15 protein-coding genes and 5 tRNA genes are annotated in these 18,080 nt (G+C 45.0%); 2 read left to right on the top strand and 18 right to left on the bottom strand.

The annotated features are described in order from the left end of the window. From EXA13_RS11890 to cysP, 15 genes are all read right to left on the bottom strand, one after another. Positions 1-77, bottom strand: a tRNA-Arg gene (locus tag EXA13_RS11890). Positions 78-114: 37 nt separating this feature from the next. Further along, positions 115-191 (bottom strand) — tRNA-Arg (locus tag EXA13_RS11885). Positions 192-256: 65 nt separating this feature from the next. Then, positions 257-349, bottom strand: a tRNA-Ser gene (locus EXA13_RS11880). Between the two features lie 22 nt (positions 350-371). Further along, a tRNA-Arg gene (locus tag EXA13_RS11875) sits at positions 372-448 on the bottom strand. A 32-nt stretch (positions 449-480) separates the two neighbouring features. Then, positions 481-573 (bottom strand) — tRNA-Ser (locus EXA13_RS11870). A gap of 227 nt (positions 574-800) precedes the next feature. Then, positions 801-998, bottom strand: coding sequence for a carbon storage regulator CsrA (csrA, locus tag EXA13_RS11865; protein WP_009847619.1), 198 nt, complete (start codon positions 996-998; stop codon positions 801-803). Positions 999-1,088: 90 nt separating this feature from the next. Further along, entirely contained in the window at positions 1,089-2,276 is a 1,188-nt protein-coding gene (locus EXA13_RS11860; RefSeq protein ID WP_238133365.1) for an aspartate kinase, read from the bottom strand. A 200-nt stretch (positions 2,277-2,476) separates the two neighbouring features. Further along, positions 2,477-5,059: an alanine--tRNA ligase gene (gene alaS, locus EXA13_RS11855; RefSeq protein WP_238133364.1), complete on the bottom strand. Its 2,583-nt coding sequence runs from the start codon at positions 5,057-5,059 to the stop codon at positions 2,477-2,479. 150 nt (positions 5,060-5,209) lie between these two features. Next, a complete protein-coding gene (recX, locus tag EXA13_RS11850; protein WP_238133363.1) occupies positions 5,210-5,701 on the bottom strand; it encodes a recombination regulator RecX in 492 nt (163 codons plus the stop codon). Between the two features lie 63 nt (positions 5,702-5,764). Next, entirely contained in the window at positions 5,765-6,814 is a 1,050-nt protein-coding gene (gene recA, locus EXA13_RS11845; RefSeq protein ID WP_238133362.1) for a recombinase RecA, read from the bottom strand. 142 nt (positions 6,815-6,956) lie between these two features. Then, a complete protein-coding gene (pncC, locus tag EXA13_RS11840; RefSeq protein ID WP_238133361.1) occupies positions 6,957-7,448 on the bottom strand; it encodes a nicotinamide-nucleotide amidase in 492 nt (163 codons plus the stop codon). 113 nt (positions 7,449-7,561) lie between these two features. Beyond that, entirely contained in the window at positions 7,562-8,689 is a 1,128-nt protein-coding gene (locus tag EXA13_RS11835) for a sulfate/molybdate ABC transporter ATP-binding protein (RefSeq protein WP_238133360.1), read from the bottom strand. Then, positions 8,686-9,549, bottom strand: coding sequence for a sulfate ABC transporter permease subunit CysW (gene cysW / locus EXA13_RS11830; RefSeq protein ID WP_238133359.1), 864 nt, complete (start codon positions 9,547-9,549; stop codon positions 8,686-8,688). Before cysW ends, EXA13_RS11835 begins: the two co-directional genes overlap by 4 nt. A 10-nt stretch (positions 9,550-9,559) precedes the next feature. Then, a complete protein-coding gene (gene cysT, locus EXA13_RS11825; protein ID WP_238133358.1) occupies positions 9,560-10,417 on the bottom strand; it encodes a sulfate/thiosulfate ABC transporter permease CysT in 858 nt (285 codons plus the stop codon). 61 nt (positions 10,418-10,478) lie between these two features. Next, positions 10,479-11,480, bottom strand: coding sequence for a thiosulfate ABC transporter substrate-binding protein CysP (gene cysP, locus EXA13_RS11820; RefSeq protein WP_238133357.1), 1,002 nt, complete (start codon positions 11,478-11,480; stop codon positions 10,479-10,481). Between the two features lie 218 nt (positions 11,481-11,698). On the opposite strand from cysP, the gene cysM reads away from it, so the two are divergent. Then, positions 11,699-12,589 carry a cysteine synthase CysM gene (cysM, locus tag EXA13_RS11815; RefSeq protein WP_238133356.1) on the top strand — a complete coding sequence of 297 codons (891 nt, stop codon included), beginning with the start codon at positions 11,699-11,701 and terminating at the stop codon, positions 12,587-12,589. Positions 12,590-12,812: 223 nt separating this feature from the next. Then, positions 12,813-15,395: a DNA mismatch repair protein MutS gene (gene mutS / locus EXA13_RS11810; protein ID WP_238133355.1), complete on the top strand. Its 2,583-nt coding sequence runs from the start codon at positions 12,813-12,815 to the stop codon at positions 15,393-15,395. A 60-nt stretch (positions 15,396-15,455) separates the two neighbouring features. Here the strand turns inward: mutS and rpoS are convergent, their stop codons facing one another. The 3 genes from rpoS to EXA13_RS11795 all read right to left on the bottom strand — a co-directional run bounded on the left by rpoS (position 15,456) and on the right by EXA13_RS11795 (position 18,077). Further along, on the bottom strand, positions 15,456-16,445 hold the full coding sequence (gene rpoS / locus EXA13_RS11805) for an RNA polymerase sigma factor RpoS (RefSeq protein ID WP_238133354.1): 990 nt from the start codon (positions 16,443-16,445) through the stop codon (positions 15,456-15,458). Between the two features lie 67 nt (positions 16,446-16,512). Beyond that, positions 16,513-17,451 carry a murein hydrolase activator NlpD gene (gene nlpD, locus EXA13_RS11800; protein WP_238133353.1) on the bottom strand — a complete coding sequence of 313 codons (939 nt, stop codon included), beginning with the start codon at positions 17,449-17,451 and terminating at the stop codon, positions 16,513-16,515. Continuing rightward, complete coding sequence (locus EXA13_RS11795; RefSeq protein ID WP_238133352.1) at positions 17,451-18,077, bottom strand: protein-L-isoaspartate(D-aspartate) O-methyltransferase; 627 nt, start codon at positions 18,075-18,077, stop codon at positions 17,451-17,453. Before EXA13_RS11795 ends, nlpD begins: the two co-directional genes overlap by 1 nt. Positions 18,078-18,080 lie beyond the last annotated feature (3 nt).

Genomic DNA, 18,080 nt, shown 5'->3' with positions numbered 1-18,080 from the left:
TGGCGCGTCCTGGAGGATTCGAACCTCCGACCGCCTGGTTCGTAGCCAGGTACTCTATCCAGCTGAGCTAAGGACGCACGATGTTAATGATAATATCACTAACTTTTAAAATAATGGCGCGCTCAGGAGGATTCGAACCTCCGACCGCCTGGTTCGTAGCCAGGTACTCTATCCAGCTGAGCTATGAGCGCGCAGAATGTGAAAGATATCACACTTTACTATTTTGAAACAAAAAAGTTGACCAAAGGCCAACAAATGGCGGTGAGGGAGGGATTCGAACCCTCGATACGGCTATAAACCGTATACTCCCTTAGCAGGGGAGCGCCTTCAGCCTCTCGGCCACCTCACCACAAGCATGTTTCAATATAATATGGCGCGTCCTGGAGGATTCGAACCTCCGACCGCCTGGTTCGTAGCCAGGTACTCTATCCAGCTGAGCTAAGGACGCGCTATTGCTTAATTACCTAAGCATTGCAAGAATGGCGGTGAAGGAGGGATTCGAACCCTCGATACGGCTACAAACCGTATACTCCCTTAGCAGGGGAGCGCCTTCAGCCTCTCGGCCACCTCACCGTCTTGCGGAGGCACATATTACGATTTACCAAAAATATGTCAAACACTTTCTTGGCAAAAGATTTAAAAAAAACGTTAACCGTTGGCTATTTAACCAAAGCGTCGAGTTTTTGCACTTCACCTCCAAAAGTGGCGATTTAGTACGTCATTTAAAATGAGTAACACTAAGATTCTTAATTAACGGTAAAAATAAATAAGGCTGGTCAATGCCAGCCTTATCTCGATAATTAGTAGTTGCCAGGTGCAACGTTACCATTACCTTTTTCAGCTTGAATGCGCATGTAAATTTCTTCACGGTGTACCGATACTTCTTTTGGAGCGTTAACACCAATCCGTACTTGGTTACCTTTTACGCCCAAAACTGTGACAGTTACTTCATCACCGATCATCAGTGTTTCGCCAACGCGGCGAGTCAAAATTAGCATTCTTTGCTCCTTGAGTAATCTCTGTATTATCTTGCAACTACGCTATTATCCACTAAAAGTCATATTTCAGTAAACTTTATTACATCTAAATCAGCCTAAAAGCATCTGTTTAGCCTGAAACGCCAGCGAAGTATCCGAATTAATATAAGCCTTGTGCAAAATATTGGCCGCATTATCTACCTTGTGCGGCGCAAGCATTAACATCAATGATTGCGAACCAGTAGAAACATAATGCACATCAATACCCTGTTCGGTCAATAATGCACGTGCATGTTCTGTCAACGTAGGGGCTTGCCGTCCCACGGTGGTTAACAAGCTCACAGGCTCACTATTGCGGATTTTATCGTTGAACGCCAGATCCAACTTCGCATAAGCATCCTGTTTTATCACCACAGCCGTCCATTCTGTTTCCTCGATCACATTCCACAACTCAATACCTAGCATGTGACACTGCTTTGTTACCATGGCCAAATCACCATGAGCGATACGGACTAACAACATCTCTCGTTGAATCGCAATACCACAAATATGCTCAGTGCCCACCTCACCTTTGATTAAACTACCTCGATTAATATCAAAGGTAGACAATACTCTTAATGGAACTTGATGTTTCCAAGCGTATTGAACACACGGTAAGTGCAACACTTTCGCCCCTCTACGCGCCATTTCCTCCATCGAAGGAAAATCGATCACCGCCAACTTCTGAGCAAATGGCACTACGCGAGGATCGCAGGTATACACGCCATCCACATCGGTAAAAATTTGACATTCGTCGGCTTTCAAGGCTCCTGCTAACGCTACAGCACTGGTATCTGAGCCACCTCGACCTAACGTAGTGATATCTCCATTCTCATTCACCCCTTGGAAACCCGCAACAATAACAATGAAATCTTGTGCCAATAATTCGTTGATCGGTCGAATATCAATCGATTGAATCGTGGCATCATTGTATTGGCTATCCGTCACGATGTTAGCCTGTGTCCCCGTAAGAGAACGCGCAGGATAACCAAGTTTATTCAAGGCCATCGCTAACAATGCCATAGAGACTTGTTCACCAGCCGAGAGCAAAACATCAAGTTCCCTTGCATTCGGTACACGATCGATTTGTTGAGCAAGCCCTAATAATCGATTCGTTTCTCCTGCCATCGCAGAGACGACCACAACCACTTGATTACCATCATTTTTCGCTTTAATGATGTGTTCAGCAACGGTATATATTCTCTCAATCGAGCCAACCGAAGTTCCGCCGAACTTTTGCACGATCAGGGGCGTTTTCACCAGTATTCACCTTCCCAAGACAACGTCTCATTGATCTACTAAATAGTCAACCAGTTGATTATTTAGTAGGAGTTATAAACAACAAAACCAAGTGGATAATTGGCCATGTTTAAAACAGCACCAATTACACCACTTGGTTGATCAAATAAAATTAAGCTCAATCAAAAGATAATTGATTGAGCTTAATTTATCACTATTTTTTATAGACGCTCAGCAATCCAAGCATCAACGGATGCTAAAGCCGCAGGTAGTGCTTTTGTATCACTTCCTCCAGCTTGAGCCATGTCTGGCCGGCCACCACCTTTGCCGCCAACCTGCAATGCTACCATGTTCACCAATTCACCGGCCTTCACTTTTGCCGTCAAATCTTTGGTTACACCTGCAATCAAGCCAACTTTATCATCCGCAACATTACCTAGCATGATGATACCACTGCCTAGCTGATTTTTCAGTTCATCAACCATACCACGTAGTGCTTTATTATCAGCATTCTCTAACTGAGCAACGAGGACGTTAACACCAGCGATCTCTTTAACTTTATCCGTTAACGTTGCGCTTGCTTGCGACGCCAATTTATCTTTCAACTGCTGGATTTCTTTCTCTAACAGCTTCGCTTTTTGCGCCGCTTCTGAGAGTTTTTCTTCAAATTTATGTTGCTGAGTCTCTAAAGCATCCAATGCGGTTTCACCAGTCACCGCTTCAATACGACGAATTCCAGCCGCGATCCCACCTTCAGAAAGGATCTTAAACAAGCCGATATCTCCTGTATGTGAAGCATGGATACCGCCACACAGTTCGGTTGAGAAATCTCCCATAGAAAGGACGCGCACTTGCTCATCATATTTCTCACCAAATAGTGCCATCGCTCCTTGCTGCTTCGCTGCTTCAATATCCATGATCGCCGTTTCAATCACATGGTTACAACGAATCTGTGCGTTAACCAAGCGCTCAACTTCTTTTACTTCAGCAGCGGTCATTGCTTCAAGATGAGAGAAGTCAAAGCGTAATCCTTCCGCTCTCACTAACGACCCTTTTTGAGCAACATGTTCGCCTAACACTTGGCGAAGGGCTGCGTGTAATAAGTGGGTGGCTGAGTGGTTAAGTGAAATCGCAATACGACGTTGTACATCAACGATGGCTTCAACTTGATCCTCTTTGGCCATGACACCATCTTGCATCAAACCATGATGAGCAATGGCATTACCTAATTTCTGTGTATCTTCAACTTTAAACACGCCGGACACTGTTTTTAATACACCAGTATCGCCACATTGACCACCCGATTCAGCATAAAACGGAGTTTTCTCAAGTACGATAATCGCCTTATCTCCGGCAGACAGCGCACTGACTTCTTCACCGTCAATAAACATGGCGAGCACTGGGCTTGTTTCTTGCACTGCGTGGTAACCACAGAATTCAGACTGACCCTCAACCTTGATCAAACTGTTATAGTCCGTTCCAAAGTGTCCAGCCTCGCGTGCACGTTGACGCTGCTCTTCCATTGCAGTTTCAAAACCGGTTTCATCAATGGTAAAACCGCGCTCACGAGCCACATCATTGGTTAAGTCGGCAGGAAAACCGTAAGTGTCATAGAGCTTAAAGACCGTTTCACCATCCAGCTCTTGTCCAGCTAGACCATCTAATGCTTCATTCAAAATGGCCATTCCCCGTTCAAGGGTTCGGCCAAAATTTTCTTCTTCTATGCGCAGAATTTTTTCAACCAACGCTTGCTGATGATCTAATTCTTTACCAGCACTGCCCATCACTTCAATCAGTGGTGTGACAAGTTTGTAGAAAAAGGCTCCTTGAGCACCGAGTTTGTTACCGTGGCGAACCGCTCGACGAATAATACGGCGTAATACATAACCACGCCCTTCGTTAGAAGGCATTACACCATCCACGATCAAGAAAGCACATGAACGAATATGGTCAGCTAAAACACGTAATGATTGATTGGTCAGATCTTGATAACCAATGACCTCTGCCGCCGCTTTGATCAAGGTTTGGAAAACATCGATCTCATAGTTTGAGTGCACACCTTGAGTAATTGCTGAGATGCGCTCAATACCCATCCCAGTATCTACCGAAGGTTTCGGCAATGGTTCCATCTTTCCATCAGCATGGCGGTTAAACTGCATAAACACCACGTTCCAGATTTCAATAAAACGGTCACCATCTTCTTCTTCCGATCCTGGAGGCCCACCCCAAATGTGTTCACCATGATCATAAAAGATTTCAGTACAAGGGCCACAAGGTCCGGTATCCCCCATTTGCCAGAAGTTATCTGACTCATAAGCTTTACCTCCGGGTTTGTCACCAATACGAATAATGCGTTCTTGTGGAATACCGACTTTTTGATGCCAAATATCAAACGCTTCATCATCCGTTTGGTACACAGTCACCAGTAAGCGCTCTTTTGGTAATTGAAGCACTTCAGTCAGAAACTCCCATGCATATTGAATCGCATCTTCTTTGAAATAGTCACCAAAACTGAAGTTACCTAACATTTCAAAAAACGTATGGTGACGAGCAGTAAAGCCAACATTTTCTAGATCGTTATGCTTACCGCCAGCACGCACACAACGCTGGGCTGTTGTCGCACGCGTATAGGCGCGTTTCTCTAAGCCAAGAAAACAATCTTTAAATTGGTTCATCCCTGCATTGGTAAATAACAGGGTCGGATCATTAGCAGGCACCAATGATGAACTATCAACGATCTGGTGCCCTTTACTTTCAAAGAATGAGAGGAACGCGCGGCGAACCTCATCGGTGCTCATATACATGCAGCTCTTCCTGAATGACTCAAGTTAGAATTTTGCGCTATTGTAAAGCATGGATAAGGCTTCGACTAGTTTTCTTAATTAAAAGCAGGAAATTGAAAGACCCGAGATAAAAATAAGTGAAGGTAAGATGGCTTACTGGAAAAACATTCATCAAGCAGATTCATTCTGGCCTTGATCGGATAACGCGTACTGGATTTGCTCAAAACTAAACCCTCGGTACTGTAAAAAACGAATCCGCTTTGCTTGTTCTTTTCTGTCGATATCAACCAAAGAATGAAATTTTTTCTCTGCCGTCTGTTTGGCGAGTTCAAACCAGTTCACATCTATTTGCGTAAAAGCTGTCGAAATAGCATCATCACTCACTCGGTTTTGTTGTAAAGATTGACGAATCCGCCTCTCACCATGCCCCTTGCTTATATGTTGACGAATGACACTGAAGGTATAGCGTAAATCATCGATATACCCGTATTGTTGGCAATATAAAATGGCTTGCTCAACCTCACTACTCAAAAAACCTTTGCTCAGAAGTTTTTGGGCAAGTTCATATTGACCATGATCGCGCCGAGCTAATAACCCTAACGCGCTCTCTTGACAACTTCTCTTTGGCTTATTTCCAGCCGATCTCGGGGGGCCAAAAGACATATCTAATTCTCCAATAAGAAAAAAGCCCTGCAAAAGCAGGGCTAGATAAACCGAATGAATCGCTTATAACTCTTCTTCTTGTTCCGGTACGATACCGAACTCTGGTTCTTCAACCGCAATTTGTTCAGGACTCAGCAACATTTCACGCAATTTGCTATCAATCGCTTTAGCTGATTCAGTATTTTCACGTAAGAACTTGCAAGCGTTCGCTTTACCTTGACCGATCTTATCACCGTTATAGCTATACCATGCGCCTGCTTTCTCAATCAGCTTATGTTTCACCCCAAGATCAACGAGCTCACCTTCACGGTTAAAGCCTTGACCATACATAATTTGGGTATTTGCTTCTTTAAATGGAGCCGCAATTTTGTTTTTAACCACTTTAATACGAGTTTCGTTCCCTACGACTTCATCCCCCTCTTTAATCGCACCAGTACGGCGAATATCAAGACGAACAGAAGCATAGAACTTCAATGCGTTACCACCAGTTGTGGTTTCTGGGTTACCAAACATCACACCAATTTTCATCCGAATCTGGTTGATGAAGATACACATACAGTTAGACTGTTTGAGGTTACCCGTTAATTTCCGCATCGCTTGAGACAGCATACGCGCCTGGAGGCCCATGTGGCTGTCGCCCATTTCACCTTCAATTTCCGCTTTTGGTGTTAATGCGGCAACAGAGTCAACAACGATAACGTCAACGGCACCTGAACGTGCCAGTGCGTCACAAATTTCCAGTGCTTGTTCACCGGTATCTGGCTGCGACACAAGAAGTTCATCAATATTGACCCCCAGTTTGCGCGCATAAACGGGATCAAGTGCATGTTCTGCATCGATAAAGGCGCATGTTTTACCTTCTCGCTGCGCAGAGGCAATCAACTCAAGGGTTAATGTGGTTTTACCTGAAGATTCAGGGCCAAACACTTCCACAATTCGCCCCATCGGCAAACCCCCCGCGCCTAATGCAATATCCAGAGAAAGAGAACCCGTTGAAATGGTTTCAACATCCATGGCTCGGTTATCACCGAGGCGCATGATCGAGCCTTTACCGAATTGCTTTTCAATTTGACCAAGCGCCGCGGCCAATGCTTTTTGTTTATTCTCGTCCATTACTTTCTCCAGACTGTCACCTAAATGGTGAGCGGTGAATGCTTAGATAGTGTGTCGACAGGATCGTCAAGTTGCTGCTCATTATACTGTTGATTCATACAGTGTCTAGACCTGTATGAAAAAAATTGCGCTTAACTTCAAGTTAACTAAGCGCAGATAAATAAGTCGCTAACGTTTGTAAAGCATGGACAATGGCCTGTTGGCGAACTTGCGATCGATCGCCAATAAAATGCATCGTCTCCATTTTTTGCCAACCTTGTGTATCAGCCCAAGCAAAACAAACCGTTCCAACGGGTTTCTCTTCACTGCCACCATCAGGGCCAGCAATTCCACTGATCGCGACCCCGATTGTCGCTCGTGAATGCGCCAGTGCTCCTTGTACCATCTCTTGCACCACCGGCTCAGAAACGGCGCCAAATTCAGCTAATGTTTCACTTTGAACGCCTATCATCTCTTGTTTCGCATCATTACTGTATGTCACAAAAGCACGCTCAAACCATGCAGAGCTACCCGGAATGTCCGTGATAGCGAAAGCGACCCCGCCTCCTGTACACGACTCGGCACTGGTTAGCACTTGTTGGCTTCGTAATAATTGCAACCCTACTTGCTGGCTTAACGAAAATAGTGTTGTCATGTTCTTCTCCACGGATACCGATTAGGCGTATACCCTTACCACAGTTCGAAGGATGAGAAAATACAATGGGTACATCATCGTACCCATTGTATGTTCAAATTACCGAAAAGCGTTTAAATCTCAAACATCAAACTGTCAGGATCTAAAAATGGCCAGCGAATAACATAAGGAGCACTTTGTTGTTCACCAAAAAAGTAGCCGACTTGGGGGGTTGCAAAGGTGTGGTCTCCACGGGTTATCGAGTACTCACTTAATGCTCGATGAGTTAATTTGGCTTCCCAAAGTTCATCGCTTTTCCATCCGACCGGAGCCAGTTCAATACGCACTTCCGCACCAACCGGATTAACAGAAACAACCTCAAACGGTAACGATGCCTGACTGTTAGGCTTACGAGAAAGCGTTAACTCATGGCTGCGAACGTATAGCTTACCAGAGTAGTCAATGGCTTGTTCTTTTGGCGGTAAAATAAACGCCTGACCATTGGCCCATCGCTCATTTTGCCACTCAGCTTGGAACACATTCACATTACCGAAGAAATCAAATACAAACCGGCTATTAGGCTGCGCATACAGTTGTACGGGAGAATCAATCTGCTCTATCCGTCCATTACTCATCACCACCACACGATCTGACAGTTCTAAGGCTTCATCTTGATCATGGGTGACAAAAACACTGGTAAAGCCCAATTCATCATGCAGATTACGTAACCAACGGCGCAACTCTTTACGCACTTTGGCATCTAATGCTCCAAATGGCTCATCTAGCAACAATACTTCAGGCTTGGTCGCTAACGCCCTTGCCAGAGCAATACGCTGTTTTTGTCCACCCGAAAGTTGCTCTGGGTAACGATCGGCAAGATGCCCTAACTGAACAATCTCTAATAGCTGTTTCACGCGTTGAGCAATCACCGCTGGTGCCGGTCTTTGACGTCGATCCATCACTTGCAAACCAAAAGCGACATTATCCGCCACCGTCATATGACGAAAAAGCGCATAATTTTGAAATACAAATCCGACTCGACGCTCACGAACATGCACATTGGTGACATTTCGATCACGAAAGTGAATCGTGCCGCTATCAGCCCCTTCTAAGCCTGCAATAATACGTAATAGCGTCGTTTTTCCTGAACCAGATGGTCCAAGCAGACCCACCATCTCTCCATCATCAATATGCAAAGAGAGCGGAGAGAGGGCTTGAAATTGGCCAAAATTTTTGGATATATTGTCTAAACGTATACTCATACCGTCTCTTGCTCACTGTTATTTTTTACTTGGTTGTGCTCTTGTCGCCACTCTACGTAGGCTTTAAAAATAAGGGTCAATAATGCGATAAACGCGAGTAACGATGCGCTGGCAAACGCCGCTTCTGATTGATAATCCTCATAGAGCAACTGAACATGCAGTGGCAAGGTATTCGTTTCACCACGAATGTTGCCCGACACCACCGCCACCGCGCCAAATTCACCAATAGCGCGAGCATTGGTTAAAATTACGCCATAAATGAGTGCCCATTTGATATTAGGCAGGGTGACTCGTCGAAACAGTTGCCACCAAGATGCCCCCAAAATCACCGCCGCTTCTTCATCAGAGCGCCCTTGCTGCTGCATTAATGGGATCAACTCACGCGCCACAAAAGGACAAGTCACGAAAATGGTGACTAACAAAATCCCCGGCCAAGCGAACATGATTTGTAAATCCCGTTCAAACAACCATGCGCCTAACCAGCCGCTGCTGCCATATAGCAATAGATAGAGCAATCCGGCAACAACGGGGGAAACGGCAAAAGGGATATCAATTAACGTCACTAATATTTTTCGACCGGGAAATTCAAAACGCGTCACAGCCCAAGCCAGCAGCACACCAAACACCAAATTAATCGGCACAGTAAGTAGTGCGACCAAAAGCGTTAAACCAATCGCATGGCGAGTATCGGCTTCGAGCAAACTCTCTAAGTAACTGGATAAACCACTAGCAAACGCTTGCTGAAAGATACTGACCAATGGAATGATCAACAGCAAAGTCACCCAAAATAACGCCAGAGCAATCAGACTCCATTTTACCCAAGGGCTTTCACCGACACGTCGTGGTTGATGTACACTCATCCTTTATTCCTTAACGTCCATGAATACGACGCAGATAAGCGCCCTGCCATACATTAATGGCAAACAGTAGTAATAAAGAGGTGATCAATACCACTGAGGCGATGGCACTGGCTGCTGGAAAGTCAAATTCTTGCAGGCGAACAAAAATCATCAGTGAGGTAATTTCACTGATATAAGGCATATTACCTGCTATAAAAATGACTGCGCCAAATTCACCCAAACTACGTGTAAATGATAAAGCAACCCCAACCAATAGCGCGGGTCGAATAGACGGCAGGATCACTTTACCAAAGACCGCTCGATCTGAGGCTCCTAATGTCATTCCCGCCTCTTCTTCTTCCTTAGAAATTTCTTCTAACACTGGCTGAACCGTGCGAACCACAAATGGGATACTGGTAAATGCCATCGCTAAGACAATACCGACTGGGGTATAAGCCACTTTAATCCCCAATGACTCAAGAACACTCCCAACCCAACCGCTTGACGAATACAGTGTTGCTAACGTAATCCCGGCAACAGCGGTTGGCAGAGCAAAAGGCAAATCGACTAAAGCATCGAGAATTCGCTTTCCATAAAAATCATAACGAACCAGTACCCAAGCTAACAGCAAGCCAAGTAACCCATTAAATAGTGAAGCAATCAATGCCGCTCCAACCGTCACTTTATAACTCGCCACCACACGAGGATCAGTAATCACCTGCCAATATTCACTCAATGACATTTGGCTGGTTTGCATAATTAAGCCACTGGCCGGTAGCAGCAATATCAAGCTGATAAAAAACAGCGATGTACCAAGGCTGATACCAAACCCGGGCAATACCCTTTTATGTCGTGGCCGAACCGTGGCAGCAATGAGAGAATGACTCATAAGCCCTCTAAACTCTATCAAGCATGAAATCACCACTCGACTGGCAAGTGGCGAGCATCCATTAACGACGTTGTAGTTGGTCTAGTTTTGCTCCATTCGCAAAATGCGTTTTCATCGCGTTATCCCAGCCACCCGCAATATTTTCGACGGTCAGCAGCTCAACGTCAGGGAAACGGTCCGCAAATTCAGCTTTAACTGTCTCATCGTGAATTCGATAGTTAAAGCCCGCTAACAAACGCTGAGCTTCTTCACTATAGAGATAAGACAAGTACTCGGTTGCCACTTCTTTGGTGCCTTTACGCTGGGTATTTTTCTCCACAACAGCAACTGGAAACTCAGCCAAAATAGAGGTTTTCGGTACCACCACTTGGTAATCATCCACCCCATATTGCTGACGAATGTTATTCACTTCTGATTCAAAGGTGATTAAAACATCACCAATACCACGTTCAACAAATGAAGTCGTAGCGCCGCGACCACCGGTATCAAACACGGCAACATTGGCTAAGAACTGTTTAAGAAATTTATCTTGTGCCGCCTGATCGTCTTTACCAAAGGTCTTTTGGGCATAACCTAAAGCAGCCAGATAGGTATAGCGTGCATTACCCGATGTTTTGGGGTTAGGGAAAACCGAAGCCACCCCATCTTGAGCCAGATCTCCCCAATCCTGAATATTTTTAGGGTTCCCTTTGCGAACTAAAAAAGCCGTTGTGGAATAATAAGGTGAGCTGGCATTGGGCAGTTTCTCTTGCCAATTCGCCTCAATCAGCTTGCCTCGATCATGTAAGATCTGCACATCGGTCACCTGATTAAAGGTTACGACATCAGCTGCTAGACCTTGTAGGATAGAGCGAGCTTGAGCAGAAGAGCCACCATGTGACTGTTTAACTTCTACCGTTTGACCGGTTTTTTCTTGCCAATGTTTAATAAACAATGGGTTATAAGAGGCAAACAGTTCACGAGCAATATCGTATGACGAATTGAGAATGGTTTGATCTGCGGCAGAAGCATTCAATGACCCCACCATTAATAGGCCAGCTAACGCTGATTTAATAAATTTCATATTTTCCTACTCCATAATTACGATGCCACCGTGGCTTGCTTAATCAGTAGAGTATGGGGAAATTGAATTATAACAAAGCCCCCCTACTAGAACTTTTTGGAATAAACTCTAGCAATAAATTGTATGCCACTTTGATCCACATCCTTGTAATATAGAAATTAACTTATTTATTTAATCACTATCACGGACTCACTCATCATTGTATTAAGGATAAGCACGTGGCTGACTTTCCCACTATCGAAGCCTATGTTGGGCAAACTCCCTTAGTTCGCTTACAACGCCTCACCGCACAAACCTCCAGTACGGTCTTAGTCAAGCTGGAAGGCAATAACCCGGCCGGTTCTGTTAAAGATCGTCCAGCTCTCAATATGATCGTCCAAGCAGAACGGCGCGGAGAAATTCAGCCCGGTGATACCTTAATTGAAGCGACCAGTGGCAATACAGGTATCGCTTTAGCCATGGCAGCAGCGATTAAAGGCTACCAAATGATTTTAATCATGCCGGACAATGCGACCCAAGAGCGCAAAGATGCTATGAAAGCATATGGCTGTGAACTGATCCTTGTCAGTAAAGAGAAAGGCATGGAAGGTGCTCGAGACTTAGCCCTCCAGATGCAAAGTGAAGGGAAAGGCAAGGTACTGGATCAATTTAATAATCCAGATAATCCAGATGCTCACTTTCATTCTACAGGGCCGGAAATCTGGCAACAAAGCCAAGGAAAAATTACCCATTTTGTCTCAAGCATGGGTACTACTGGTACAATCATGGGCACCTCTCGCTACTTAAAGTCACAAAATTCTGACATTACCATTGTCGGGCTTCAGCCTGCTGAGGGAAGTACGATCCCTGGAATTCGTCGCTGGCCGAAAGAATATCTTCCCAGCATCTTTGAACAGTCCCGTGTCGATGTGGTGCTCGATATTGAAGAACAAGATGCGATAGCTACCGCGCGAGCCTTAGCCACACAAGAAGGGATTTGTGCTGGGGTTAGTTCTGGAGGTGCTGTCTTTGCTGCCCTACAGGTTGCCAAAGCCAATCCCGGTTCTGTGGTGGTGGCAATTATCTGTGATCGGGGTGATCGATACCTCTCTTCTGGGCTCTTTTCTTAATCTCCATTATCGACCCAAGAGTGGTATGCCCTTTACCACTCTTTTTTCTTCTGCATCGCTTGATTGCTCAGCAATAGTGAAATTTGTTATTCTCTCTAGCTATTTTCAAGTTCTGATCAGAGATTATCCCTTGATCGGAATACAACGACTCCAGCGACTTTCTCTCACAGTGAAAACGCTTTTACTGTCAGTAACACGACTTGGTAACCGAGTGACAAATAACATGAGTATATCCAGCGCTTCTTCAGTAGAGTCTGAGCAACAACACACCCCGATGATGCGACAATATCTGAAGCTCAAAGCAGAAAACCCAGATATTTTACTGTTTTATCGCATGGGGGATTTTTACGAACTGTTTTACGATGACGCCAAGCGAGCTTCACAGCTGTTGGATATTTCGCTAACAAAACGTGGCGCTTCCGCTGGTGAACCCATTCCAATGGCAGGCGTCCCTTACCATGCCGTAGAGGGCTACCTTGCTAAGTTAGTTCATCTTGGTGAATCGGTCGCCATCTGTGAACAGATCGGCGATCCGGCCACCAGCAAAGGTCCAGTAGAAAGAAAGGTGGTACGAATTGTCACTCCCGGCACCATTACCGATGAAGCCTTACTTTCAGAACGAAGTGATAATCTGATTGCTGCCATTTACCATCAAGAAGGTAAATTTGGTTATGCTACTCTCGACATAACTTCAGGTCGTTTTCAACTCTGTGAGCCAGAATCATTCGAATCAATGACGGCAGAATTGCAACGTACCTCTCCCAGAGAATTGCTGTTTCCTGAAGACTTCTCTCCCGTTCAATTAATGGCAAACCGAAAAGGTAACCGTCGCCGTCCAATATGGGAGTTTGAACTCGATACCGCCAAACAGCAACTTAATCAACAATTTGGCACTCGAGATTTAATCGGGTTTGGCGTTGAACAAGCCAAACTGGGGCTGTGCGCTGCTGGATGTTTAATTCAATACGTCAAAGATACCCAGCGCACCGCACTGCCGCATATCCGTTCGCTCACTTTCGATAGCCAAGATCAGTCCGTGATTCTTGATGCCGCCACTCGCCGTAATTTGGAACTCACACAAAACTTATCGGGCAGTAGTGACAACTCGCTAGCAGAAATTTTAGACCACTGCGCAACGCCAATGGGCAGCCGTATGCTCAAGCGCTGGATTCATCAACCCATGCGCTGCATCGAGAGTTTAAATCAGCGACTAGATGCCATTGGTGACATTAAACAACAAGCCCTTTTTGCCGATTTACACCCCATACTCAAACAAATTGGTGATATTGAACGGATTTTAGCTCGTCTAGCCCTACGCTCTGCTCGGCCACGCGATCTCGCTCGCCTACGTAATGCGCTGCAACAGCTGCCAGAACTCAATGAGTGGTTATCTTCGCTCTCACTCCCTTATTTACAACAACTTCGCCAAGATGCGCAGCCGATGGATGAGCTGTGCCAACTGCTTGAGCGAGCCATCAAAGATAACCCTCCCGTTGTGATCCGAGATGGTGGGGTTCTGGCCGATGGATATAATGCAGAATTGGATGAATGGCGCAACTTAGCTGCCGGAGCAACCGAATACCTAGAACAATTAGAAGCCGAAGAACGTGAACGGCATGGTATTGATACCCTGAAAGTGGGTTATAACAATGTGCATGGTTTTTATATTCAGGTCAGCCGAGGACAAAGCCACTTGGTTCCACCGCACTATGTACGTCGTCAAACGTTAAAAAATGCCGAACGTTATATCATTCCTGAACTGAAAGAACATGAAGACAAAGTCTTAAACTCAAAATCAAAAGCTCTAGCATTAGAAAAACAGCTCTGGGATGAATTATTCGACCGACTGCTTCCTGATTTAGAGCGCATGCAGAATTTAGCCTCTGCCCTCTCACAGTTGGATGTGTTACAAAATTTAGCAGAAAGAGCAGAAAGCTTAGATTATTGTCGCCCAACACTAAGCCAAGAAGTGGGGCTGCATATTCAAGCAGGGCGGCACCCTGTGGTTGAACAAGTGATGGATGCTCCTTTTATTGCCAACCCTATTGAGCTGCACCCACAACGAAAAATGTTAATCATTACCGGCCCCAATATGGGGGGGAAATCTACGTATATGCGTCAAACGGCGTTAATTGCGTTAATGGCTCATATTGGAAGTTATGTCCCCGCCGAATCTGCACAAATTGGGATACTTGATCGTATCTTTACTCGTATTGGTGCATCCGATGATCTCGCCTCGGGTCGTTCTACTTTTATGGTTGAAATGACAGAAACCGCCAATATTTTGCACAATGCAACTCACCGCAGCCTTGTATTGATGGATGAAATAGGTCGAGGCACCAGCACCTATGATGGTCTGTCGTTAGCTTGGGCAAGTGCTGAATGGCTAGCAAAAAAAATTGGGGCTCTGACCTTGTTTGCTACCCATTATTTTGAACTGACCGAGCTCCCTAGCCATTTACCGCATTTAGCCAATGTACATTTAGATGCGGTTGAACATGGTGATAGCATCGCGTTTATGCATGCCGTCCAAGAAGGAGCTGCCAGTAAATCCTATGGATTAGCGGTTGCTGGCTTAGCGGGAGTTCCTAAAGCGGTGATCACTCAAGCTCGAGCCAAACTTTCTCAGTTAGAACAACTGAGTTTGCCATCAGAGAGAAAAAACGCCCATGTTGATATTGCAAATCAACTGAGCTTGATCCCTGAGCCAAGTGAAATCGAGCAAGCCTTATCTAACCTTGATCCTGATGAGCTAACCCCTCGCCAAGCGCTAGAGGCCTTATATCGTTTGAAGAAAATGCTGTAAGAACATTGCAACGAATTCAGGCGCTCAAATGAGAGCCTGAATCTAGTATGAGCGAGAAGGTTATCCATCATTCTCAATATTAAACAGGGCTTCCATATTCAGTCCCTGTTTAAGCAAAATTTCGCGCAATCGGCGCAGCCCTTCAACTTGGATTTGTCTCACTCGTTCACGAGTTAAACTAATTTCTCTTCCAACTTCTTCAAGTGTTGATGGCTCATAACCCAACAAGCCAAAACGCCGAGCAAGCACCTCTTTTTGTTTCGGGTTCAGTTCATCTAACCAATTAACAAGCGAGTCTCGAATATCGTCATCTTGAGTTGAAAATTCAGGATCGGAATTATTCGCATCAGGCAAAATATCCAGTAGCGCTTTGTCTCCATCTCCACCAATCGGTGTGTCTACTGAGCTAATACGTTCATTTAAACGCAACATTTTATTGACATCATCAACCGGCTTATCCAGCTCTGCCGCAATTTCTTCTGCGGTCGGTTCATGATCCAATCGTTGGGAAAGTTCACGCGCTGTACGTAAGTAAATATTCAGCTCTTTAACCACATGGATGGGTAAACGGATCGTCCGAGTTTGGTTCATCAATGCTCGTTCGATGGTTTGTCGAATCCACCAAGTCGCATAAGTTGAAAAACGAAAACCACGTTCCGGATCGAATTTCTCAACAGCACGAATCAAACCTAAGTTGCCTTCTTCGATTAAATCTAATAAGGCAAGCCCTCGATTACTGTAGCGACGGGAAATTTTCACCACTAAACGTAGGTTACTTTCAATCATACGTTTTCGGGCCGCATCATCGCCCCGTAATGCTCGCCGTGCGTAGAGAACTTCTTCTTCTGCAGTCAGCAGGGGTGAAAAACCAATTTCGCTTAAGTACATTTGTGTAGCATCTAAGCTTTTATTTGATGCATCGTACTCTTCTCGGAGACTGGTGTTGGTGGGTGATGGCTCAATAGCAGAGTCAGACTCTAGGGTATTGAGAACCTCTGGGTCAAAATCAAAATCTTCGACTTTAGTTACTGCTGTATTGCTGATACTCATAACGCCTCCCCTGGCGAGCTAGCAAGACATTAAAACGTCAAATGTCGCGATATCACTCTTAACAAATTTACGGTAAGTAACGTTGTGGATTCACCGGTTTTCCTTGATAACGAATTTCAAAGTGCAAACGAACGCTGTTGGTTCCTGAACTACCCATGGTAGCAATTTTCTGGCCCGCCTTAATACTTTGACCTTCTTTTACCAGCAGTTGATCATTATGAGCATAAGCACTTAAGTAATGATCATTGTGCTTGATAATAATCAAGTTCCCGTAGCCTCGCAGCGCATTACCTGAATACACAACGGTGCCAGCAGCTGTAGAAATAATGGATTGACCGCGTTGCCCCGCAATATCGATACCTTTATTTCCTTGATCACCTGCCGAAAAGTTTTTAATGACCCTCCCTTTCGCTGGCCACAACCATTTAGCCACCTTATCATTAGTCTGTTTAGGTTTAGTTACAACCTTGTTATTAACATTTTTTTTACTTCCAGAGCCAACATACGCTTTTGTTTTTCCCTGATCAATAGGTTTTGTTGCAGGTTTGCTCACAGAACTTGTGGCTTTTTTATTATTTTGAGAGGTCGATACCGGATTAGAGCTCTTACTCACAGTGGGAATCGGCGGTGAAACCAGCGGTGCTTTTTTCACATTTGAAAGCGTGGCAGTCGTCGCGGCAACTGTTCCTGCCCCCGTCCCACCATAAGCAGGAGGTGTATAAGCTGGGATCCAAAGGCGTATTTTTTGACCTGGATGAATGGTATAAGGGGGTTGCAATTGGTTGTAACGAATCAAATCATTGACATCTTTATCGGTGATATAAGAAATAAAGTAGAGGGTATCCCCCTTCTTTACTTCATAGTAGCTTCCCCGATAGCTGCCTCTAGGAATAGAATTATAGTCTTTATTTAGCCCCGAAACAGGTGCTGGTGTTAGCGTCGTGCAGCCTAACATTAAGCTACATAAGCCTATCAGCCAACCATATCGAAACCAAACACCATTCATTACGCTAATTCACCTGCGATTAAGGGAACAAAACGCACCATTTCGACCACATCCGTTATCCAGTTATCTCCTTGGCGAACAATTTTTAATAGTTGCTGCTCATTCTCCCCAACAGGGATCACTAAACGCCCACCATCATTAAGTTGTTCAAGCAAAGCTTGTGGGATCTCTTGCGCCGCGGCAGTAACAATAATGGCATCAAACGGTGCTTTAGCAGGCCAACCTTGCCAGCCATCACCATGCTTGGTAGAAACATTATAAATATCCAATTGTTTCAAACGCCGTTTAGCTTCCCATTGCAACGTTTTAATCCGTTCAATAGAAAAGACATGGTTCACTAATTGAGCCAGTACTGCGGTTTGATACCCCGAGCCCGTTCCCACTTCTAATACTCGACTAGAGGGCGTCAAATCTAACATTTGGGTCATTTTTGCCACGATATAGGGCTGAGAGATAGTTTGTCCTAATCCGATAGGCAAAGCGTTATTATCGTACGCTTGATGTACCATAGCTTGGGACACAAAGAGTTCACGGGGCAATGTGTGTATAACCGATAAGACTTGATCATCATCAATGCCTTGGCTGATTAAAAATTCAATCAATTTATCTGCTTTCGGGTTTGCCATCGA

Origin of the sequence: Vibrio cincinnatiensis, assembly GCF_022113815.1 — a bacterium.
Lineage (GTDB): Bacteria > Pseudomonadota > Gammaproteobacteria > Enterobacterales > Vibrionaceae > Vibrio > Vibrio cincinnatiensis_A.
This window is presented reverse-complemented; position numbering and strand designations above follow the sequence as displayed.